Origin of the sequence: Bifidobacterium samirii (assembly GCF_003952945.1) — a bacterium.
Taxonomy (GTDB): domain Bacteria; phylum Actinomycetota; class Actinomycetes; order Actinomycetales; family Bifidobacteriaceae; genus Bifidobacterium; species Bifidobacterium samirii.
On record NZ_QXGK01000007.1, the window covers coordinates 96,337 to 117,265 of the forward strand.

17 protein-coding genes are annotated in these 20,929 nt (G+C 69.2%); 3 read left to right on the plus strand and 14 right to left on the minus strand.

The features are described from left to right. Positions 1–35 precede the first annotated feature (35 nt). The 12 genes from D2E24_RS04925 to mraZ form a co-directional block, all read right to left on the minus strand. Positions 36–1,508 carry a cell division protein FtsQ/DivIB gene (locus D2E24_RS04925; RefSeq protein WP_241222862.1) on the minus strand — a complete coding sequence of 491 codons (1,473 nt, stop codon included), beginning with the start codon at positions 1,506–1,508 and terminating at the stop codon, positions 36–38. Then, the gene (gene murC, locus D2E24_RS04930; RefSeq protein WP_125968205.1) at positions 1,508–3,112 is read right to left on the minus strand and encodes a UDP-N-acetylmuramate--L-alanine ligase; all 1,605 of its coding nucleotides are present in this window, start codon (positions 3,110–3,112) and stop codon (positions 1,508–1,510) included. Before murC ends, D2E24_RS04925 begins: the two co-directional genes overlap by 1 nt. A gap of 86 nt (positions 3,113–3,198) precedes the next feature. After that, on the minus strand, positions 3,199–4,383 hold the full coding sequence (locus tag D2E24_RS04935) for a UDP-N-acetylglucosamine--N-acetylmuramyl-(pentapeptide) pyrophosphoryl-undecaprenol N-acetylglucosamine transferase (protein ID WP_125968227.1): 1,185 nt from the start codon (positions 4,381–4,383) through the stop codon (positions 3,199–3,201). Between the two features lie 42 nt (positions 4,384–4,425). Further along, the gene (gene ftsW, locus D2E24_RS04940) at positions 4,426–5,730 is read right to left on the minus strand and encodes a putative lipid II flippase FtsW (RefSeq protein ID WP_125968228.1); all 1,305 of its coding nucleotides are present in this window, start codon (positions 5,728–5,730) and stop codon (positions 4,426–4,428) included. Positions 5,731–5,788: 58 nt separating this feature from the next. Further along, positions 5,789–7,219, minus strand: a complete 1,431-nt coding sequence (gene murD / locus D2E24_RS04945; protein ID WP_125968229.1) for a UDP-N-acetylmuramoyl-L-alanine--D-glutamate ligase — start codon at positions 7,217–7,219, stop codon at positions 5,789–5,791. Positions 7,220–7,296: 77 nt separating this feature from the next. After that, positions 7,297–8,400, minus strand: a complete 1,104-nt coding sequence (gene mraY, locus D2E24_RS04950; protein WP_125968206.1) for a phospho-N-acetylmuramoyl-pentapeptide-transferase — start codon at positions 8,398–8,400, stop codon at positions 7,297–7,299. Positions 8,401–8,462: 62 nt separating this feature from the next. Beyond that, entirely contained in the window at positions 8,463–9,974 is a 1,512-nt protein-coding gene (locus tag D2E24_RS04955) for a UDP-N-acetylmuramoyl-tripeptide--D-alanyl-D-alanine ligase (protein WP_125968230.1), read from the minus strand. A gap of 51 nt (positions 9,975–10,025) precedes the next feature. Further along, positions 10,026–10,919, minus strand: coding sequence for a hypothetical protein (locus D2E24_RS04960; RefSeq protein WP_125968207.1), 894 nt, complete (start codon positions 10,917–10,919; stop codon positions 10,026–10,028). 33 nt (positions 10,920–10,952) lie between these two features. Further along, positions 10,953–12,746, minus strand: coding sequence for a peptidoglycan D,D-transpeptidase FtsI family protein (locus D2E24_RS04965; protein WP_420897475.1), 1,794 nt, complete (start codon positions 12,744–12,746; stop codon positions 10,953–10,955). Further along, positions 12,743–13,216 carry a cell division protein FtsL gene (ftsL, locus tag D2E24_RS04970; protein WP_125968208.1) on the minus strand — a complete coding sequence of 158 codons (474 nt, stop codon included), beginning with the start codon at positions 13,214–13,216 and terminating at the stop codon, positions 12,743–12,745. The genes D2E24_RS04965 and ftsL overlap by 4 nt, the downstream gene beginning before the upstream one ends. Then, positions 13,216–14,289: a 16S rRNA (cytosine(1402)-N(4))-methyltransferase RsmH gene (gene rsmH / locus D2E24_RS04975; RefSeq protein WP_125968209.1), complete on the minus strand. Its 1,074-nt coding sequence runs from the start codon at positions 14,287–14,289 to the stop codon at positions 13,216–13,218. The genes ftsL and rsmH overlap by 1 nt, the downstream gene beginning before the upstream one ends. Then, positions 14,289–14,774 (minus strand): division/cell wall cluster transcriptional repressor MraZ, encoded by a 486-nt coding sequence (gene mraZ / locus D2E24_RS04980; RefSeq protein WP_241222864.1) that lies wholly within the window; start codon positions 14,772–14,774, stop codon positions 14,289–14,291. The genes rsmH and mraZ overlap by 1 nt, the downstream gene beginning before the upstream one ends. Positions 14,775–15,009: 235 nt before the next feature. On the opposite strand from mraZ, the gene D2E24_RS04985 reads away from it, so the two are divergent. Next, the gene (locus D2E24_RS04985) at positions 15,010–17,289 is read left to right on the plus strand and encodes a HelD family protein (protein ID WP_125968211.1); all 2,280 of its coding nucleotides are present in this window, start codon (positions 15,010–15,012) and stop codon (positions 17,287–17,289) included. Positions 17,290–17,299: 10 nt separating this feature from the next. Continuing rightward, positions 17,300–18,505, plus strand: coding sequence for a phosphoglycerate dehydrogenase (serA, locus tag D2E24_RS04990; RefSeq protein ID WP_125968212.1), 1,206 nt, complete (start codon positions 17,300–17,302; stop codon positions 18,503–18,505). A gap of 132 nt (positions 18,506–18,637) precedes the next feature. Here serA and nrdR read toward each other — a convergent pair whose 3' ends face one another. Further along, complete coding sequence (gene nrdR / locus D2E24_RS04995) at positions 18,638–19,090, minus strand: transcriptional regulator NrdR (protein ID WP_125968213.1); 453 nt, start codon at positions 19,088–19,090, stop codon at positions 18,638–18,640. Between the two features lie 206 nt (positions 19,091–19,296). Between nrdR and lexA the strand changes: the two genes are divergently transcribed. After that, the gene (gene lexA, locus D2E24_RS05000) at positions 19,297–20,007 is read left to right on the plus strand and encodes a transcriptional repressor LexA (RefSeq protein WP_420897476.1); all 711 of its coding nucleotides are present in this window, start codon (positions 19,297–19,299) and stop codon (positions 20,005–20,007) included. Between the two features lie 217 nt (positions 20,008–20,224). Here lexA and D2E24_RS05005 read toward each other — a convergent pair whose 3' ends face one another. Then, a complete protein-coding gene (locus D2E24_RS05005) occupies positions 20,225–20,758 on the minus strand; it encodes a HEPN domain-containing protein (RefSeq protein WP_125968215.1) in 534 nt (177 codons plus the stop codon). Between the last annotated feature and the right edge of the window lie 171 nt (positions 20,759–20,929).

Here is a 20,929-nt window from a genome sequence, read left to right on the forward strand (position 1 = left end):
GACGGCCGCCGGCTGCGGGCCGCCGCCCCGCGCAGTCATTTGATGATCGGCCGAGACGGCGCCGACACGTCGATCTGCGTCTTGTCTCCGATCACGTTCGGATCGCCCAGAATCGTCTCGACGATCGCCTTCTTGAGTTCGATCTGCGACGAGTCGCCCCATACCACCGTGTGCGCGCCGCCGTCGAGCTCGGTGGTGACCGAGTCGCGCGTGTCGGCCGTGACCTTGGTGATCGACGCGCGCATCGAGTCGCTCAGCGACGAGAGCACGCCGATCGCCTCCTTGACGGACTTGCTGTCGAGCGCCTTGTCGACCGACTTGACCTCGATGACCGGGATGCCGTCGGTGGAGGCGGAGCCGACCTTGTTGAGCTCGCGGCCGCGGTCGTCGACCGCGACGAGCTCGTCGCCGGAGTCCTTGAGCATCGCGGCAGGCTGCTGCGCCTCGACGTTCACCGTCAGCGACTTCGGGAACCGCTTGTCGACGCTCGCCTCGGTCACGCCGGGGATGTCGCCCAATGCGTCGGCCACGTCGTTCGTCGATACGAGGAACAGGGAGCGGCCCGCCTGCTTCCCCGCGATGGCCATGATGTCGTCGCGGCTCACCCATGCGTTGTCGCCGCTGATCTCGATGGCCGACTTCTCCAGCCGGAACACGGTCGAGAAGAACAGCAGCCAGACCAGTCCCGCCACGGCTGCGGCCGCCAGGACCGCCGCGACGACGCGCACGGCGGTCGCGCGCAGGTCGGCCATGCGGCGCTCCTTGCGGCGCGCGGTGAAGTCGACGACCTTGGGACGGGACAAGACGCCCAGCGTGCCGGCGGTCTCCCCCAATGTCCGGGCCACGACGTCGTCACTGGGCATGCGGCGCGCGTCGACGAAGCCGGTGGCCGGCCCGCCGTGCGGTTCGCCGGCGTGGCCTTCGACGGCGCGCGCGGCGCGCGGGCGGGCCGAAGCGTCCGCATCGCCATCATGGGCGGACGCGCGGGCGAGGGTGCGCTTCGCCGTCGGTGCGAGCTCCTTGGAACGCCCGTCGGACCGGGTCCTGCGGGGCGCGCCCTCGGAGGAGGCGGTCCTGCCCGGCTTGCCGGACTTGGCCGCCCGCCCCGCCTTGAGGGAGGAGTGCGCCGACGCCGCCGTGGACGATTCCGCACCGTTTCCCGCTGTCCGGACCGGACCGGCGCCGCGGCGTACGGTCCGGCCGTGCGTGGACGCCGGCGTCGCCGCCCCGGTCTTCGGGAGCGTCTTCGACGACGGGGACGCCGTACCGCCGGCCGTGCGCATCGTCTTGGCGCCCTTGACCGGCACCCGGCCCGCGGCCTTCGCCGAGGCGGACGCGGACGATGCGGCCGAGCGTGCGACGCGGCCCGACCTGCCGGAGGCGGCCGTCGGGTCCGCGGCGGAGTCCGTACTACGTGTTGCACGCGCGGCACGCGGAGCCGCGATGCGACGGCCCGAATCGGACGTGCCGTCGGAACCGGAGCCGGAGCCTACGATGCGTCGTCCCATCAGCGACCGTCCGCGGCCGGGAGGGCGTCGCCGCCGCGCATCTGCAGCGCGCGTACGATCACGTCGCCCATGGCGGTCACGTCGCCGGCGCCGACGGTCAGGAGCACGTCGCCGGATGCGGCGCGCGCCGCCAATGCCAGCGCCGCGTCATGCATGTCCTCGACGGCTTCGATCCACGGCTGCGGGTCGTGGGACAGTCCTTCGGCCGCGGCCACGATCGTGCCGGCACCCACGCCGGGGAAGTCCTCCTGGCGTTCGCGCGCCGGGTAGATGCCGGAGACGATCACGTCGTCGGCCTTGGCGAGGGCGCGGGCGAACTCGTCGGCGAAGAACGCGGTGCGGGAGAACAGGTGCGGCTGGAACAGCACGCGGATGACCGACTGCGGGTAGCGTCGGCGGGCCGCGTCGAGCAGCGCGGCGATCTCGGTGGGATGGTGCGCGTAGTCGTCGACGACGCTCACGCCGTCGACCTCGCCGCGCAGCTGGAAGCGGCGGGCGGCGCCCAGGAACGTGCCGGCGGCGCGGGCCGCGTCGTGCGGGGCCATGCCCAGCAGCGCGGCGGCCACGATCGCGGCGGTCGCGTTGCGCGCGTTGTGGATGCCGGGGACGACGAGTTCGACCGGCACGCGCACGACGTCGCCGCCGTCCGCGCCCGTCGCGCCGGGCGTGCCGGCGGCGAGCGCGGACGGCATCGCCACGACGAAGCGTTCGCGGCCGTCGCCGGCGCGTTCGTCTTCGGATTCGATGCCGACGTACGTGGCGCCGGCCAGGTCGCCGACCTCGGCTTCGGGGCGCGTCGAGTAGGCGACGACGCGCGCGGCGACGGCCGGGTCGAGCGCGTGGAGCACGTCGAGGGCGCCCTCGTCGTCCACGCACATGACGATCGCGTGGCGCGCGTGCGACAGGTGGTCGACGAACGCCGCATGGTAGTGGGCGGCGTCGCCGTAGTGGTCGAGATGGTCGGGTTCGGCGTTGGTGACGATCGCGATGTGCGGACGGTACTTGCCGAAGCTGCCGTCGGATTCGTCGGCTTCGGCGACGAGCACGTCGCCGGCGCCGGCGTGGCCGCCGTCGAGGCTGCGGCCGTCGGGGCCTTGGATGGAGCCGCCGATCGCATAGCTCGGGTCGGCGAGCGCGCCGGTGCCGGCGTGCAGGAGGATGTGGGCGAGCATCGAGCTGGTGGTGGTCTTGCCGTGCGCGCCGGCGACGGTCACGGCGCGCTTGGACGCCATGAGCAGCGCGAGGATGTCGCTGCGGTGCACGATGCGCGCGCCGTCCTGCGCCGCGGCGACGATCTCCGGGTTGTCGGGTTTGATGGCGCTGGAGAACACGACGGTGGACGCGCCCTGCACGTTCTCGGCGCGCTGGCCGATCTCGACGCGCACGCCCAGCGATTCGAGCCGGTCGGTCTTGGCGCCGCGTTCGCGGTCGGAGCCGTCGACGGCCACCCCCTGCTCGTGCAGCATCTCGGCGAGCACGCTCATGCCGGCGCCGCCGATGCCGATGAAGTGGGTGGGGCCCAGGACGCTCAGGTCGCCGGTGCCGCCGAACGCGTCCCTCGTGGGGTCGAGGACGATGTCATCATGCTGGTTGTCGTTCACCATATCGCTCCTTGGCGTGGCAGTTGGACGGAAGTGATGGAAGTGTGGAATCGGCCCGGCCGGCCGGGGGCGAAGGCCGGGCCGGACGGTCAGCCGCGGGAGGTGCGGGCGATGTCGAGCACGCGCAGGGCCATCGTGTCGGCGGCGTCGCGGATGCCGTAGCCCCAGGCCTTCTCGCCGAACTGGCGCAGGCGGATCGGGTCGGCGAGCAGACCGGGCACGTTGGCGCGCACCCAGTCGGCGTCGAAGTCCTTGTCGGCGACCATGAGGCCGCCGCCGGCCTCGACGACGGGCTGGGCGTTGAACCGCTGTTCGCCGTTGCCGATCGGCAGCGGCACGTACACGGCGGGCAGGCCCAGCGCGGCGAGCTCGGACACGGAGCCGGCGCCGGAACGGCAGATGACGAGCGCGGCGCACGAGAACGCCAGGTCGATGCGCTCCAGGTATTCGGCGACATGGTAGTCGGCGCCGGGGCGAGATTCGTCGAACAGGCCGGACAGGGCGCCCTCCCCCGCCGATGCGGCGACGGCGGCGCGCACCTCGTCGATCTTGCCGCGGCCGGTCAGATGGATGACCTGCGCATGCTTCAGCAGGTCGGCGGCGGCGCCGGAGACGGCGCGGTTGAGGCTCAGCGCGCCCAGAGATCCGCCGGTGACGAGCACGAGCGGACGGTTCGGGTCGACGCCCAGCTGTGCGGCGGCCTCGTCGCGCGCGGCGACGCGGTCGGCGGCGAAGCTCGCGCACAGGTCGGCGATGGCGGGGCGCAGCGGCAGGCCGACGCGTTCGACCGGCGTGCCGGAGCGGGTCCTGAGTCCGGTGCCGTCGTATGCGGTGCCGATGTACGCGGCCCAGCGTGCGCCGAGCTTGTTGGCCATGCCGGCGCGCGCGTTCTGCTCGTGGATGACCACCGGGATGCCCATCGCATGCGCGGCGGCGTAGACGGGCGCGGACGCGTAGCCGCCGAAGCCGACGACCACGTCGGCCTTGCGGGTCTCGAGGATCGAGCGCACGCGGGCGGTCTCACGGCGCCACTTGGCGGGGAAGCGCAGCGCATCGAGGTTGGGGCGGCGCGGGAAGGGGACCTTCTCGATCGCGTCGAGCTCCAGGCCGGCGGCGGGCACGAGGTCGCGCTCCAGGCCGACGGCGGTGCCGATCACGCTCACCGACGCGGACGGTTCGATGCGGCGGATCGCCGACGCGACCGCGAGCAGGGGGTTGACATGGCCTGCGGTGCCGCCGCCGGCCAGAACGATATTCGGGCTGAACGTACTCATAGTCATCGGCTCCAGTCTAGCGCCACCCGGCGCGTCCGGCGGCTACACCCGCCGCGATTCGGCCCGGATCTGCGGCTGGGCGCGCATGAGCGCCACCGCGGTGCCGGCCGCGGCCAGACACATGACCATCGACGAGCCGCCGGCGGACACATAGGGCATCGGCACGCCGAGCACCGGGAAGACGCCGACGACGACGCCGATGTTCACCAGCGCCTGGCCGACGATCCACACGGTGATGCACACGAGCACCATCGACGTGTAGCGGTCGCGGATGCGCAGCGCCACGCACAGCAGGCTCCAGGCGATCACGGCGAACAGCAGCAGGACCGTGAGCGTGCCCACGAAGCCGAGCTCCTCGCCGATGACCGCGAAGATGAAGTCGTTGTGCGCTTCGGGCAGATACTCCCATTTCTCGCGCGAATTGCCCAATCCGACGCCCAGCAGGCCGCCGGAGGCGAGCGCGTACTTGGCGTGCGCGGACTGGTAGCACACGCCCTCCATGTCGGTGCACGGGCGGTAGGCGGCGAGCACGCGGTTGAGACGGTTGGGGCTGACGACGACGGCCACGCCGATCATCGCGATCAGCGCGCCGCCGGCCGCGAGCAGCGGCTTGGTCGGGAAGTCGCCGATCACGAACGCGGTCAGGCCGATGAACACGATGATCATCGCCGTGCCCAGATCCTTGCCGCCCATGACCAGGAGCAGCGCCAGAGCGTAGACGCCGGCCGGCATGACGTACGCCTTGTCGCCCTGCGTCCGGGCGCGCCTCTTGGCGAGCATCAGCGCCGACGGCAGCCAGATGCACAGCGCGAGCTTGGTGATCTCGGCCGGCTGCAGCGAAACCCCGGCGAGACGGATCCATCCGGCGTTGCCGGTCTCCTCGCTGCCCGTGCCCAACGGGGTGAACGTAAGCGCCTGGATGCCGAGGGCCGCCAGCATCGCATAGATGCCCAGCTTCCGGTAGATCTCCGATCTGACGCGGGAGACGACGAACGCCACGACGAAGCCGAGCAGACAGTATGCACCCTGGCTGAACGCCTTGGTCCACGGCGACTTGCCGCCGGAGACCTGGGACACCGACGAACTGGAGAAGACCATGATGACGCCGAAGCAGGCGAGCACGAACACCGCGACGATGAACCCGTGGTAGCACCACAGCGGGTTGAGCAGGGCGCGCCAGCCGCCGACGGCCTCGGCGGCGCCGTCACGGGCGGTGTCCATAGTTCGCCGCCGCGGCGCGAAGGCGTCCTTTCCGGCGTCGGATGCGGCATCATGCGCCGGGAACGGCTTGCCGGACTTCGCCGCACGGGCCGAGCCGGCCGACCGCGTCGAACGGGTCCGCTTCATGTCCTTCGTCTTCAGCCGGTCCTTCGCGCCGCGTTCCGCTCCGGAGCCGGAGACGCGCCTACCGCTCGCCATGGGCCTCCGTCCAGCGGGCGGCGGCGGCCGCGAACCGGTCGCCGCGTTCGGCGTACGAGCGGAACTGGTCCATCGACGCGCAGGCGGGCGCCATCAGCACGACGTCGCCGCCGTGCGCGTAGCCGGCGGCCGCCTCGACGGCGCGGTCCATCACCGTGTCCCGGTCGGCCGGGTCGATGACGGTGAGCGGGATGTCGGGCGCGGACGCGGCGAACGCGTCGAGCATCGGACGCTGGTCGACGCCGATGACGACCGCCGCCTTGATGACGTGCGCCTGGTCGGCGACCAGCTGTTCGAAGCGGCCTCCCTTGGCGAGGCCGCCGGCGATCCAGACGACCGACTTGCCGGCGTAGCTGGACAGCGACGCCTTCGCGGCGTGCGCGTTGGTGGCCTTCGAATCGTCGACGAAGCGCACGTCGCCGTCGGCCAGCGTGGCCGTGGCGACGGTCTGGATGCGGTGGCCGCCCGGGTGGAAGGCGCGCAGCGCCTCCAAGGCCCGCTCCCGGTCGACGCCGTAGCCGAGCACGAGGGCGAGCGCGGTGAGCGCGTCGGCGAGCAGATGCGGGTAGACGGTGCCGTCCGGCTCGCTCAGATGCGTGAATCCGGCGACTTCGGCGATGCGTTCGGCGGTGCCGGCGGGCGCGCCGGCCACGCCGGAGCGGTCGACGATCCACCCGTCCTCGACGCCGATCTGGCCGTCGGCCGGCACGCCGAGCGTGAAGCCGATGCGACGGCATCCGGGCGCGGTCTCGGCCGCGGCGGCGAGGGCGCTGACGCGCGCGTCGTCGGCGTTGTAGACGAGGGCGCGGGTGACGCCGTGGAACACCTTGGCCTTGTCGGCGGCGTAGTTGTCGATGCCGCCGTGCCAGTCGAGATGGTCGTCGGCGATGTTGGTGATGGCCGCGCAGGCGAGCGCGAGCGACGAGGTGAAGTGCAGCTGGAACGAGCTGAGCTCGACGCACAGCGCGTCGGCGTGCGGGTCGCGGGCGGCCAGCGACAGCGAGCGGCCGATGTTGCCCACGGCCGGCGCGTCCAGTCCGCAGGCGGCCATCATCGCGGCCGTCATCTCGGTGGTGGACGTCTTGCCGTTGGTGCCGGTGATGCCGATCCACGGCGCGGGGCCGTCGGCGTGGTCCCGGCCGACGCGCAGCCGCCAGGCGAGCTCGACCTCGCCGATCGTCTCGATGCCGCGGCGCGCGGCCTCGACGAGGAACGGCGTGGTCGGCGCGAACACCGGCGACGTGGCCACCAGGTCGATGCAATCCCAGTCGATCGCGCCGAAGTCGTGCAGGTCGGCGTCCGGATTGCGTTCGTCGACGGTCACCGGATGCGCGCCGCATGCGCGCAGCACGTCGGCCATGCCGCGTCCGGAGACGCCCAGTCCGGCGACGAGCACCGTCTTGCCGTTGATATCCATCGGTTCCATCGAATCCCCCTTGTACATCCGTACATCCCGTGTGCGGACATCCGCACGCGCTCATCCTACGGTCGGCGTCAGCCCAGCAGGCCGGAGCGTCCCGCCCAATCGGTGTAGAAGATCATCAGGCCGCACAGCACGAACAGCAGTTCGACCATCCAGAAGCGCACGACGACCTTGGTCTCGCTCCAGCCGCACAGCTCGAAGTGGTGGTGGATCGGCGCCATCTTGAACACGCGCTTGCGCGTCGCCTTGAAGTAGCCGACCTGGATGATGTCGCTCATCACCTCCATCACGTACAGGCCGCCCATGATCACGGCGAGGAACTCGGTGTGCGTGGCGATCGAGAGCGCGGCGAACAGGCCGCCGAGCGCCAGCGAGCCGGTGTCGCCCATGAAGATCGTGGCCGGGTTCGAGTTGTACCAGAGGAACGCGAAGCAGGCCACGGCGGCGCATACGGCGATGATCGTCAGGTCCATCGGGTCGGACACCGCGTACGCGTGGCCCGCGTGGCCGCCGCCCTTGATGTGGTAGGCCTCCCAGAATGCGATGAGCGCGTAGCCGGCGAACGAGATCATCGACGAGCCGGCGGCCAGACCGTCGAGGCCGTCGGTGAGGTTGACCGCGTTGGTCCAGGCGGTCATCAGGAAGTTCACCCACACGACGAACAGCACGATCGCGACGGCCTTGCCGGCGAATTCGAAGCTGATGAACGGCTGCTCGATGAAGCTGATGCCCGCCTGGGCGCTCGGGAAGCCGGACTTGGTGGGCACGACGAGCGCGAGCACCGCGTAGATCGTGGCGAGGATGAACTGGCCGATGAACTTGCCGGCCACGGTCAGGCCCTCGTTCTGCTTCTTGCGCACCTTGGCGAAGTCGTCGATGAAGCCGAGCACGCCCATCGAGAGCATCGCGAACAGCACGAGCACCGCCGACCAGGAGGGCGTCTCGCCGCGCGCGGCCCAACGGTAGAGCGCCGACGCGGCCCAGCCCAGCACGATCGCCAGGTTGATGACGACGCCGCCGAGCGTGGGCGTGCCGCGCTTGACCTGATGCGACTGCGGGCCGTCCTGGCGGATGTACTGGCCGTAGTGCAGCTTGTGCACGAGGCGGATGAGCAGCGGGGTGCCGACCATCGTGACGATCAGCGACACGAGGATGCCTATGATGAGGGAAATCACCGTTATCTCTCCATTGGTTCGTTGGGTTCGGGCATGGGTTGGGTCCGTGCGTCCGTCGGCGCTCAGCGCTCCGGGACCGGCTGCCAGCGGGTGGCCAGCGCGCTCAGTCCGGAGGCGTGCGATCCCTTGAGCAGCACCACCGCGTCGCCGTGCGCCCGGGTCAGCTCCGTGACGATCGCGTCCGCCTCGGCGGCGTCGTGCGCGTGGCGCACCGGCGCGTCCGTTCCGGCGGCGGCCACGGCGCGCGCGGCGCCGTCGGCGAGGTCGCCGGCCAGCGCGTCGAGGACCGGGTCGTCCGTCGAACCGACCGTCACCACCGCGTCGAGGCCGCTGTCCACGGCGAATCCGCCCAGCTCGCGGTGCAGGCGATGGTCGTCGCCGCCCAGTTCGAGCATCGCGCCCAGCACGCCGATGCGGTACGGCTCCGTCTCCTCGCCGCGGCGCCATCCGGCCAATGCCGTGATGCCGGCGCGCATCGAATCCGGGTTCGCGTTGAACGAGTCGTCGATGAGCGTGAAGCGCACGCCGTCGCGCTCGACCGCGCCCACCTCCATGCGGTGCGCGCTGATGCGCGTCTGGAGTCCGAGCGCGTCGGCCGCGGCGTCGGCGTCCATGCCGCAGGCGACGGCGGCGGCGCAGGCGGCCAGCGCGTTCATCACGTTGTGCGCGCCGCGGATGCCCAGCGTGACGTCGCGGCGCCATGTCTCGGTGCCGTCCTCGCCGATGCGGGCCATGACGAACGAGGGATGGCCGGTGGCGTCCAGCGTCACGTCGCGCGCGGTCAGCTCGCCGGCGCGCGCATGGCCGGCGTCCATGCCGAACCACGTCACCGGGCCGCCCGCCGCGGCGCGCATCGCGGCCACATGGTCGTCGTCGGCATTGAGGATGCACGTGCCGCCGGGCAGCAGGCCTTCGACGATCTCGCGCTTGGCCTGCGCGATGCGCTCGACGGAGCCGAACTCGCCCAGATGGGCCACGCCCACCTTGAGCACGACGGCGATGTCCGGCGGCACCAGCGAGGTCAGCCGGGCGATCTCGCCCACATGGTTGGCGCCCATCTCGGCCACGAGGAAGCGCGTGTCGGCGCCGACGCGCAGCGCGGTCAGCGGCAGGCCGATCTCGTTGTTGAACGATCCGACCGGTGCGACCGTCTCCCCCATGCCGCCCAGCAGCCCGCGCAGCAGGTCCTTGGTGGTGGTCTTGCCGACCGAACCGGTGATGCCCACGACGGTGAACGGACGGTCCGCCAGCGCGCGTCGGCGTTCGATGTTGTGGCGGGCGAGCGCGCCGAGCGCCGCGACGGTGTCGTCGACGACGATCTGCGCGAGAGGCGCGTCGACCTCGTGGTCGACGATCGCCGCGACCGCGCCCTTGGCGGCGACGTCCGCCACGAAGTCGTGGCCGTCGACGCGCTCGCCGGCGATCGCGACGAACACCGTACCCTCACCCGCCGTGCGCGAGTCGCTCGTCGCGTTGCGGGCGACCGGCGCGTCCGTGTCGGCCGCGGCGCCCTGCGGCGTGCTCAGCCGGCCCGCCACCGCCTGTGCGATCTCGTTCAGCGACATCGGCATCATCATGTCCTGAGTGCTCATCCGTTCTCCTCGGTTTTCCCGTATTCCGCCGTTTCAGCGGCCCAGGTCGTGGCTGACGCGCAGCGCGTTCCTGATGTTGTTCTTCCTCACGCCGGCGGCCATGACCATCGCCACGGCCAGCGACGAACGCTTGACTTCGGCCATCGACTGCTCGCCGGGCGCCGGGAACTGCATCGCGATCTGGTCGGACTCCCCCGTCCGCCCCACCAGATGCGTCTGGTCGTCCATCGCGAACCCGTAGCGCTCCGCGGCCGCTTCGGCCGACGTGGTCTTGCGCGGGTCGCTGTCCATGCCGTCCGTGCCCAGCACGTCGACCGTGATGCCGGCCAGCGCCTGAGGCGCGAGCGTCGCGTCGTCCAGGGCGATGATCGCGGCGGCCACGCCGTCCTCCTGGCACAGCGCCAGCACGCGCTGCACGTCGAACGGTCCCATCGGATAGTCGAGCTCCATGTCGCGTTCCAGGCTGGTCGACCCGAACGAGCCGATGAGCGCGACCGGATTGCCGAGCATGTGCAGCAGGCGGGCCAGCCGGCGCGAGTTCGGTTCGACGGACTGGGCGTCGCCGGTCATCGCGAACACCGCCAGCGACGCGGCGGGCGAGCCGGCGACGTCGCTGGCCATCATGCCCAGCCGGCCGTCCGCGAAGTCGCCCACCAGCAGCGGCAGCTCGGCCGCCTCGCCCTGATCGCGCGCCGAGACGGGCACGGCCGCGGCATAGGCGCCGGCCTGCCGGGCCCGGGTCAGCGCGGCCGCATCGGGTTCGCCCGACGGTACGAACAGCGCGCCGGGCGTCACCGACCGCACGTCGTCGGCCAGCGACGTGATGGTCACGTCGCCCGCGAACGGGGGCACCACCTCGCACCCGTAGCGCTCGGCCAGATACCCCAGCGTCGTACGCCGCGCGATCGCCTCACTCACCGAACCCATCGGATGCCTTTCTCTCGTATGCAACCTGGAACATTACCAATCCACCGGGATAGCATCGGTGCGCTCCGGGGACGGGGACACGTTGTATTTCTGCATAAGGAATTCACCGATCTGGCAGGCCACCGGGCCGGCGGTCAGACCGCCCAGTCCCTCGGCGTCCTTGAACGCGACGGTGACGACGAAGCGCGGGTTGTCGGCCGGCAGGATCGCCGACCAGTCGCTGATGATCGACGTCAGGCTGCCGTTGGATCCCGCGACCTCGGCGGTGCCGGACTTGGCGGCCACGCGATAGCCGTCGACCTTGGCGATCGAATAGTAGCCTTCGGCGACGGATTCCATCGCGTTGAGCATCTGCGCGGCGACCGACTCGTCGATGACGCGCGTGCCGCCGGAGACCTTGTTCTCGGTCGTATGGCCGTCCGCGTCGGTGGTCGACGCGATGATGCGCATCTGCGGCAGCACGCCCTTGTTGGCGATCGTGGCGATCGCGCGCGTGATCTGCAGCGCGTTCATCGCGTACGACTGGCCGAACAGGACGGTGTTGCGCGTGCGCAGGTCCCAGTCGGACGACGAGGTGAGGATGCCGGCCGATTCGCCGGACAGGTCCAGTCCGGTGGCCTGGCCGACGCCGAACTTGGTCAGGTACTCGTAGCGCTTCTCGTCGCTGAAGTTCTCGGCGGCCATGATCATGCCCACGTTCGACGAGTTCTTGAGGATGCCGGCGAGCGTCCAGTGCTCGGCGCCGTGCGTCGAGGCGTCCTTGTACGTCTGGCCGTCCTGTTCGATCGTGGAGGGCACGGTGAACTTGTCGGACAGCGAGTGCAGGCCCTCCTGGACCATGCCGGCCATCGTGAACACCTTGCCGATCGAGCCGGGCTCGAACACCTCGGAGACGGCCCGGGAGGCATTGAGCTTGACGTCGTCGGAGCCGGCCTCGTACTGGTCGGTGTCCTCGATCGCGAGCAGGCCGCCGGTCTGCAGGTCGTAGACCACGCCGATGCCCCACGTCGCCTTGTACTTCTCCTTGCCGTCGGTCAGCGCCTTCTTCACGTACCAGTCGACGCTCTCGTCGATGGTGAGCGTCACATCGGAGCCGTCGACCGCGTCCTTCTGGTCGGTGAGCGTGCCGGGGATCTGCTCGCCGCCGTTGCCCTGCTGGTAGACCATGTAGCCGTCCGTGCCGGTGAGCGTGTCGTCGAGTGTCTGTTCGAGGCCGGCCACGCCGGCGCCGTCGGCATCGACCGCGCCCAGGATCGGGCCGAGCAGTGTGCCGCCCGAGTAGACGCGCTCGTTGGTCAGCTCGCCGTAGACGATGCCGCCGAGGTTCAGTTCGTCGATCCTGCGCTTGACCTCGGGCGTGACGTCCTTCGCGATCACCGCGTACTGGCTGTTGGGGTCGACGATCTTGGCGCCGATCCGGGCGGCGCTCATGTCGAGCACGGTGGCCAGCAGCCGGGCGACCGCGGCCGCGCCGGTGGCGCCCACCGGCTTGCCGTCGATCTGGTGGCAGTACGACTCGGTCTTCTCGGTGCATTCGACCGGCTCGAATTCGGCGGCGTACATCGGGTTGGCGATGATGTTGTAGCGTTCGACGCTCTGGGCGAGCACGATGCCGCTCGAGTCGAGGATCCGGCCGCGCTTGGCGGTCGTGGTGACCTTCAGGGTGCGCCCCTGCACGGCCGCGTCGGCGGTGGCCCCGCCCATCAGCTGCAGCGAGACCATCCGCACGAGGCAGATCGAGGCGACGAGCGCCAGCGCGCATCCGACCGCGACGACGCGCGCCGCGTAGCTGCGCAGTATGGCGAACCGGCGGGACCTGCCTCTCAACGGGCGCCCTCCCCCGAGTCGGCGTGGGCGGCCGCATAGCCGCTCAGGTCGATGGACAGCGAGCCCTGCTGCATCGTCATGCCCATCTCCTCGGCCTTCTGCGGCAGCGACGTCTCCAACGCGTCGAGCCTGGTCTGGTCCTCCTCGATGTCCTGGTTGAGCCGTGCGATGTGCGTCTCGATCGAGCTGGCCTCGAACGAGTTCTCGATCATCTGGGTGCGCAGCACCAGCGAGCCGAGTAGCGTGGCCACGAGGAACGCGAGCGCCACAACGATGTGGATCATCGACGTGTTGCGCGCCCGGGTCCATGCCGCCAGCCGCGACAGTCCGTCGATGGCGGCGCCGGCGCCTTTGGCGGCCGACGTCACGACGTGCAGCTGCGGGCGCGACGGCGCCGCGGGCGCGGCCTTCGGCCTGCGTCGCTCCTCGGCTGCAGACCCCGATCGTACGGTGCGTGCCTGTGCGGCCATCAGCGTCCCCTTCCCGTTCTGCCGTTCCTGACGTTCCTGCGCGGCGCGGCGGCGCGGCGCGTGCCGCGGTGCGATCCCCGGCCGGTGTCCTCGAGGTCGCGCAGGCGGCGTTCGGGGATGTCGCGGACGAGTTCGACGGCGCGCAGGCGCACGGACGCGGAGCGCGGGTTGGCGGCGATCTCGGCCTCGTCGGCCTTGAGGGCGCCGCGGGTGACCTCGCGGAAGAACGGCTGGGCGTCCGGCGGGATGACGGGCATGCCGGCCGGCACGTCCGCCTTGAGTCCCTTGTTCATGAAGTCCTTGACGGTCTTGTCCTCGAGCGAATGGTACGACTCTACGACGAGGCGGCCGCCCACGGCGAGCTTGCGGGCGATCTGCGGCAGGGTGCCCGACAGCTTGTCGAGTTCGCCGTTGACCTCGATGCGCAGCGCCTGGAAGACGCGCTTGGCGGGGTTGCCCGCGGGGCGGTGCGCCTGCGGGACGACCTCGTCGACCAGCCGGTTGAGCTGGGCGGAGGTGACGAGCGGCTCCTGGTCGCGCACGGCGACGATGCGGCGGGCGATCTGGCGGGCGAAGCGCTCCTCGCCCCAGTCGCGGAAGATGCGCACGAGCTCCTCGGCCGGGTATTCGGCGAGGATGCGTTCGGCGGTCAGCGGCTGGGAGACGTCCATGCGCATGTCGAGCGGGGCGTCGTGCGAGTAGGAGAAGCCGCGTTCGGTCTCGTCGATCTGCAGGCTCGACAGGCCCAGGTCCATGAACACGGCGTGCACGCGTTCGACGCCCAGGTCGTCGAGGACCGCGCCGAATTCGTCGAAGGCGGCGTGCACGGGGGTGAAGCGGTCGGCGAGGCCTTCGTCGCGCATGCGGCCGGTCGCGAGCGCCAGCGCTTCGGCGTCGCGGTCGATGCCGATGAGGCGCGCGTTCGGCGCGGCCTTGAGGAAGTTCGTCGCGTGGCCCGCCAGTCCCAGCGTGCAGTCCACGACGATGGAGCCCGGCCCGGCGAGCGCCGGGGCGACGAGCCCCACGCATTCGTCGAGCAGTACGGGTTGGTGAATGGTCGTCACATCGGTCATCAGAATCCCACCGCCGGCAATATGTCATCGGCTATGTCGGCGTATCCCTGCTCCTGCGAGGCGAGATACCCCTCCCATGCCGTCCTGTTCCAGATCTCCGCGCGCGTGCCCACGCCGATCACCGCCACTTCCGTCCCCAGATCCGCATAGTCGCGCAGCATCTGCGGCACGAGGATGCGCCCCTGTCGGTCGGGTTCCTGGTCGACCGCCCCCGACAGGAACACGCGCAGATAGTCGCGGGCCTTCTTGTCGCTCATGGAGACGCGCTGGATGCGCATGGCGATCCGGCGGAACTCCTGACGGGGCAGCAGGTAGACGCAGCGTTCCTGGCCGCGGGCCATCACGAGCCCCGGGCCGAACTGCGCACGCATCCTGGCCGGCAGGGCGAGTCGCCCCTTGGCGTCGATCCTAGGAGTGTAGGTGCCCAGCAGCAACGGCGGCAGGTCGTCCGACGAACCGGAGCACGGGGTCTCCGACTCGCACATGACCGCCTCCTTCCGTCGCATCGGGCATGCATCACGCTCAACTGTGTCACCACTCTACCCCACCATTCCCCACCGTCGCCCGTTTTTCGACATTTCCTCCCCTTTTCGCGCGTCGTGGCGCCGCCCGGCCGCCGATCCCCCGCGACGGGGCCGTTCGTAGGGTGCTCCGGGTAGATTGGAGTGCCTGAGTTTTTTGACGGGAAGCAACAGCAGCAGACATTAGGAGTGGGAAGACATGTCGGAATACGCCTCACAGATCCGCGCCGAACAGCGTCAGGTGGACCGTGCGTACGGTCGCCTCGACGACCTGCGCGCCCAGGTCCGCGACCGTCTGGACGCGGTGCGCGCCCGGGGTGCGCACGGGTCGCCCACGCAGCGCACCGAGCGTGATTCGTTCGCCACGATGTACGAGGACCGGCTGGCGCAGATGCGCGCCGTCGAGGACCGTCTCGTGTTCGGCCGTCTGGACGCGGCGGATTCGTCGCGCCGCTACATCGGCCGCATCGGCCTGTCGGACGAGGCGCACGAGCCGATCCTGACCGACTGGCGCGCCGAGGCGGCGCGTCCGTTCTACGAGGCGACGCCGTCGCATCACGGCGACATCGTCATGCGCCGCCATCTGACGCTGCGCTTCCGCGAGGTCGTGGGCATCGAGGACGAGGTGCTCGACGTGGACGCCGAGCAGGTGGGCCATGCCGCGTCGTCGGGCACGCTCACCGGCGAGGGCGCGCTGCTGGCGTCGCTCTCCTCGCGCAGGACGGGCAAGATGACCGACATCGTCGCCACGATCCAGGCCGAGCAGGACCGCATCATCCGCGCGCCCCTGCCGGGCGCCGTGGTCGTGCAGGGCGGTCCGGGCACCGGCAAGACCGCGGTCGCGCTGCACCGCGCCGCCTACCTGCTGTACACGCACCGACGCCAGCTGGAGCGTTCCGGAGTGCTCGTCGTCGGCCCGTCGTCGACGTTCCTGCGCTACATCGACCAGGTGCTGCCGTCGCTGGGCGAGACCGGCGTCGTCAGCCGCACCGTCGGCGAGCTGATCCCGGGCATGCCGGCCACGGCCGAGGACACGCCGCACGCGGCCCGGCTCAAGGGCGACGCGCGCATGGCGCAGGTCGTCGCCGCGGCGGTCGCGATGCGCGTGCGCGTGCCCGCCGACCTGCCGACCGTGCACGTCAACGGCTTCCCCGTGGCGATGCGCGAGGCCGACGTGCGCCAGGCGCAGCTCGACGCGCGCCGCACCCGCCAGCCGCACAACAAGGCGCGCGAGACGTTCGTGCGCAGCATGCTGTCGATGATGCGCGCCCGCTACGCCGAACAGCTCGACTACACGCCCGACGAGGCGGAGATGTCGCGCGTCACCGAGACGCTGCGCATGAACGACAAGGTGCGCCGCGCCCTCAACCTCGCCTGGCTGCCGATGACCGGCCCGTGGCTCATCGACCAGCTGTGGGCCAAGCCGCAGCGTCTGCGCGCGCTCGCCCCGTGGCTGACCGACGAGGACGTGGCCGCGCTCGCCCGCCCCAAGGGCTCGCCGCTCACCCGCTCCGACATCCCGCTGCTCGACGAGGCGCTCGAACTGCTCGGTCCCGACCCGAAGGTCACGGCACGCGCCGGGGCCATGGACGCGGTGCGTGCCGAGGAGGAGCGCTTCGCCCGCGACACGCTCGCCCAGGCGGGCATCGGCTCGGGCATCGTCACCGCGCAGATGCTGCTCGACAACCTCAACGGCTCCGACGCCGAACTGACCGCCCAGCGCGCGGCCGCCGACCGCGAGTGGACGTACGGCCACATCGTCGTCGACGAGGCGCAGGAGCTGACCGCGATGGACTGGCGCATGCTGATCCGCCGCTGCCCGTCGCGCTCGTTCACGATCGTGGGCGACGTGGCGCAGACCTCGGCGCTGGGCGGCACGCGCTCCTGGCCGCGCACGATGGACCGGCTCTTCGGCCGCGGCCACTGGACGCTCAACGAGCTGACCATCGACTACCGCAACCCGCAGGAGGTCTCCGACCTCGCCTCCGCGTTCGCCCGCTCCGAGGGCCTGTACATCTCGACCGTCAACGCGGTGCGCGCCATCCCCGGTTCGGTGCGCCGCGTCACGCTCGACGACGAGTCGGCGCTGGCCGACGAAGTCGCCGCCACCACCGCCGAGCTCGCGCACGAGTTCGTCTCCGCCGACGGCACCGGCCGCGTCGCCGTCATCGCCCCCGATTCGATGGTCGAGGCGTTGCGCGGGCGCGTCGCCCGCCAGCTGGCCGCGGCGCTCCCCGAAGCGGAGGCGCGCCGCCTGGCCGAACAGGACGCGTGGGACGAGCAGGTCAGCGTGTGCGGCGCCCAGCAGGTCAAGGGACTCGAATACGACGCGGTGCTCGTCGTGCAGCCGGGACGGATCGAACAGGAGGCCGCGTCGCGTCTGGTCGCCGCCGCCGACCTGTACGTGGCGATGACCCGCCCCACCCAGCGGCTGTTCATCGTTCGGACGAAGACGGACGAAACCGCCCTGAGCATCTAAGGTGGAGACCATGCCTAAAGCACTGTTACTGGAGAACATCCATCCGTTCGCCGCGCAGTCCCTGCGCGCGCACGGCTTCGAAGTCGAAACGCTCAAGGGCGCGCTCGGCGAGGACGAGCTCATCGACGCCCTGCAGGGCGTCGACCTGCTCGGCATCCGGTCCAAGACCACGGTCAGCCGCGCCGTCATCGACGCATGCCCACAGCTGACCGCCGTCGGCTGCTTCTGCATCGGCACCAACCAGGTCGATCTGGAGTACGCCGGCAAGAACGGCGTCGCCGTGTTCAACGCGCCCTATTCGAACACGCGCTCCGTGGTCGAGCTGGTGATCTGCGACATCATCTGCCTGCTGCGACGCATCCCGGCGCACACCCACCACATGAAGCACGGCATGTGGGACAAGTCGGCCGCCGGCTCACACGAGGTGCGCGGCAAGACGCTCGGCATCATCGGCTACGGCAACATCGGCTCCCAGCTGTCCGTCCTGGCGGAGGCGCTGGGCATGCGCGTCGTGTTCTACGACATCGAGGAGAAGCTCGCCATGGGCAACGCCCACCGCTGCGAGACGCTCGACGAGCTGCTCGAACAGGCCGACGCGGTGTCGATCCACGTGGACGGCCGCAAGGAGAACACCGGCTTCTTCGGCGAGGAGCAGTTCGCGCACATGAAGCCCGGCGCGATCTTCATCAACCTGTCGCGCGGCTTCGTCGCCGACCTCGACGCGCTCAAGCGCCACCTCGACTCCGGCCACGTCTCGGGCGCCGCGGTCGACGTGTTCCCGGTCGAGCCCAAGAAGAGCGGCGACCCGTTCGAGACCGCCCTGGCCGACGAGGACAACATGATCCTCACCCCGCACATCGGCGGCTCCACGCTCGAGGCGCAGGAGGCCATCGGCCACTTCGTCGCGCAGCGTCTCGAGGACTACTGGTTCAAGGGCTCCACGATGCTGTCGGTCAATCTGCCGCAGATCACCCTCTCCGACCTGCCCGGCACGGCCCGCATCGCCCACCTGCACGCGAACCTGCCCGGCGTGCTCGCGCACGTCAACCGCGTGCTGGGCGAGGAGAACATCAACATCGCCGCCCAGGCGCTCGGCACGCAGGGCGAACTCGGCTACGTGGTCACCGACGTCGCGCAGAACCCGAGCGCCGAGGCGCTCGCCCTGCTCGAAGGCATCGAGGGCACGATCGGCATGCGCGTGATCAGCCGACAGTAGGAGGAACGGGGGCGGGCGCGCGGACGACGCCGCCACTCCCCCGAGGTCTTCCCGGTCTTTCCGGATATGACGAGCCCCGTCGGACCGTTCGGTCCGACGGGGCTCTCTCGTACCTGTAGATGCGTGCGACGGTCAGTGCTCCGGGTCCTCGCGCAGCTCGTCGATGGCGCGCTGGAAGTCCTCGAGCCCGTCGAAGTTCTGGTAGACGCTCGCGAAGCGCAGGTAGGCGACCTGGTCGAGCTCCTTGAGCGGGGCGAGGATCGCCTTGCCGACGTCCTCCGAACGCACCTCGGCCAGTCCGCGGGCGCGCAGGTCCTCCTCGACGCGCTGTCCCAGCGCCTTGAGCGCGCTCTCGTCGATCGGGCGGCCCTGGCATGCCTTGCGCACGCCGGAGATCACCTTGCCGCGGTCGAACGGCTCGCTGTTGCCCGACCGTTTCGTCACCAGCAGCATCGTGCTCTCCAGTGTGGTGAAACGCTTATGGCATTGCAGGCATTCGCGGCGGCGGCGGATCGAATATCCGTCGTCGCTGATGCGCGTATCGACGACCTTGGTGTCGGGTTGTTGGCAGAAAGGACAGTGCATTCCCCCAACAATAGCGCGACCGACGCCGGACACGCCACGACACGCCATGCGGCAGAACGCCTGCGGGGCGATCGGGCCGCCACGGCGCTCGAACGCGCGTTCGAACCCGCGCCCCGCCGACGGACGTCGACGCCTTCGCCATCGAACAGATGTTTGATTTCACACCGCTCCCACGTTATGCTGAAGACGTCAGAAGGGAGACCGCCGTGAACCAGACCACCACCCCCGCAGCATCGGCGCGACCGGGCGAGGAGCCGCTCACCCAACGTCAGCGTCTGGTGCTCGACGCGATCCGCACGCATGTGGCCGAATGCGGCTTCGCCCCCTCGTTCCGCGAGATCGGCGAGGCGGCGGGGCTCAAGAGCCCCTCGTCGGTCAAGCACCAGTTGCAGACGCTGTGCGAGAAGGGGTACATCCGCATGAGCGCCAACAAGGGGCGGGCCATCGAACTGACCGACCCGGTCGCCCCCGCCGCCGCACGCGAGGCCGCACGCACGGTCGAGGTCGCGCCGTTCTCCGACGTCGAAAGCCTGTCGATCCGCCAGTCGCACGACGTGCCGCTCGTCGGGCGCATCGCCGCCGGCACGCCCATCACGGCCGAACAGCACGTCGACGACGTGATGCGGCTCCCCGAACGGCTCACCGGCGGCGGCAGCCTGTTCATGCTCGAGGTGCACGGCGATTCGATGGTCGACGCGGCGATCTGCGACGGCGACTTCGTGGTCGTGCGCGAGCAGCGCACCGCCGTCAACGGCGACATCGTGGCCGCCCTGCTCGACGACGAGGCTACCGTCAAGACGTTCCGCAACGACAACGGCCACGTCTGGCTCATCCCGCACAATCCGGCCTACTCCCCCATCGACGGCACGCACGCGCAGATCATGGGCAAGGTCGTCACCGTGCTGCGCAAGGTCTGAACGATACGAATTATCGGGACTAAGAGATTACAGTCACTGCAAAGACAACCCAAAACCCAGTAATACTTGCATGAGAATACACGATTGGGTGGTCAAAGAAGTTCTTTTTGACCACCCAATCATAAATGTCAAGAAGCCAACTATTTGCTGTCTTTTAACACATATTACACCTAATATTAAAATTATTATTATTTCCAAGCCGCACACAAAGCAGTTCTCACTGCTGAAAACATCTTCTATGCGGAAAACCAGAAAAGACTAAGACCTTTTCAACGTCATCTTCATTAAAGCCAATTTCAAGAAGCATGAAATATTGCACTACACCTTCTAACGCATTAACCAACAAAGGAAAGTCGTTTATATATGCTTTATCATCGCCATGACTTAAAGAGTTTCTAATATTCCCCAAAGCATTGCAGACAAGGAATACAGAATCCTTACCATCATTATTCGCCTTACTCTTTTCTATTATCTCAAAATTAAGCATTCGGCCGATCGCCTCGCTGGGAACAGCTTGAAACAGCTTCTTCAATTTCAGAGAAAGCGACATACGAAAACCCATAAACAAATTTTTCTTTATAAATCTTATGTGCCTGTTGCTATCATCAGAGCGATCGACCGGAAGATTATTCAAAAAAGAAATCGCCGCATCTCTATCTTTTTTAAAATTGTTATTTTTTTGTTCAAGATCATCTTTGTAGAGATAATCATGATAACCTTCTAGACTTTCAATCAGGAGAAGGAATCGCATTCGACAAAGAGTTTCTCCCGACAACATGAGCTGACCATATATATTAGGGTGTGTTTACGCTAGTTGGTGTTGTGTGATAATCGGTATATGTGTACGCCGAGGTATGACATCACGCTGGACCAGTTCATGAGGATCGCGCATCTGCTGCCGCGTCAGCGCGGCAACGTGGCC

Bases quoted from the DNA above. Each gene is read 5' to 3' on its own strand.
- nrdR (WP_125968213.1), bottom strand. From the start codon at position 19,090: ATGCACTGTCCTTTCTGCCAACAACCCGACACCAAGGTCGTCGATACG.
- ftsW (WP_125968228.1), bottom strand. From the start codon at position 5,730: ATGAAGCGGACCCGTTCGACGCGGTCGGCCGGCTCGGCCCGTGCGGCG.
- murC (WP_125968205.1), bottom strand. From the start codon at position 3,112: ATGGTGAACGACAACCAGCATGATGACATCGTCCTCGACCCCACGAGG.
- D2E24_RS04960 (WP_125968207.1), bottom strand. From the start codon at position 10,919: ATGGGTTCGGTGAGTGAGGCGATCGCGCGGCGTACGACGCTGGGGTAT.
- D2E24_RS04925 (WP_241222862.1), bottom strand. From the start codon at position 1,508: ATGGGACGACGCATCGTAGGCTCCGGCTCCGGTTCCGACGGCACGTCC.
- ftsL (WP_125968208.1), bottom strand. From the start codon at position 13,216: ATGGCCGCACAGGCACGCACCGTACGATCGGGGTCTGCAGCCGAGGAG.
- D2E24_RS04985 (WP_125968211.1), top strand. From the start codon at position 15,010: ATGTCGGAATACGCCTCACAGATCCGCGCCGAACAGCGTCAGGTGGAC.
- D2E24_RS04935 (WP_125968227.1), bottom strand. From the start codon at position 4,383: ATGAGTACGTTCAGCCCGAATATCGTTCTGGCCGGCGGCGGCACCGCA.
- D2E24_RS04955 (WP_125968230.1), bottom strand. From the start codon at position 9,974: ATGATGCCGATGTCGCTGAACGAGATCGCACAGGCGGTGGCGGGCCGG.
- murD (WP_125968229.1), bottom strand. From the start codon at position 7,219: ATGGATATCAACGGCAAGACGGTGCTCGTCGCCGGACTGGGCGTCTCC.
- mraZ (WP_241222864.1), bottom strand. From the start codon at position 14,774: ATGTGCGAGTCGGAGACCCCGTGCTCCGGTTCGTCGGACGACCTGCCG.
- serA (WP_125968212.1), top strand. From the start codon at position 17,300: ATGCCTAAAGCACTGTTACTGGAGAACATCCATCCGTTCGCCGCGCAG.
- D2E24_RS05005 (WP_125968215.1), bottom strand. From the start codon at position 20,758: ATGCGATTCCTTCTCCTGATTGAAAGTCTAGAAGGTTATCATGATTAT.
- rsmH (WP_125968209.1), bottom strand. From the start codon at position 14,289: ATGACCGATGTGACGACCATTCACCAACCCGTACTGCTCGACGAATGC.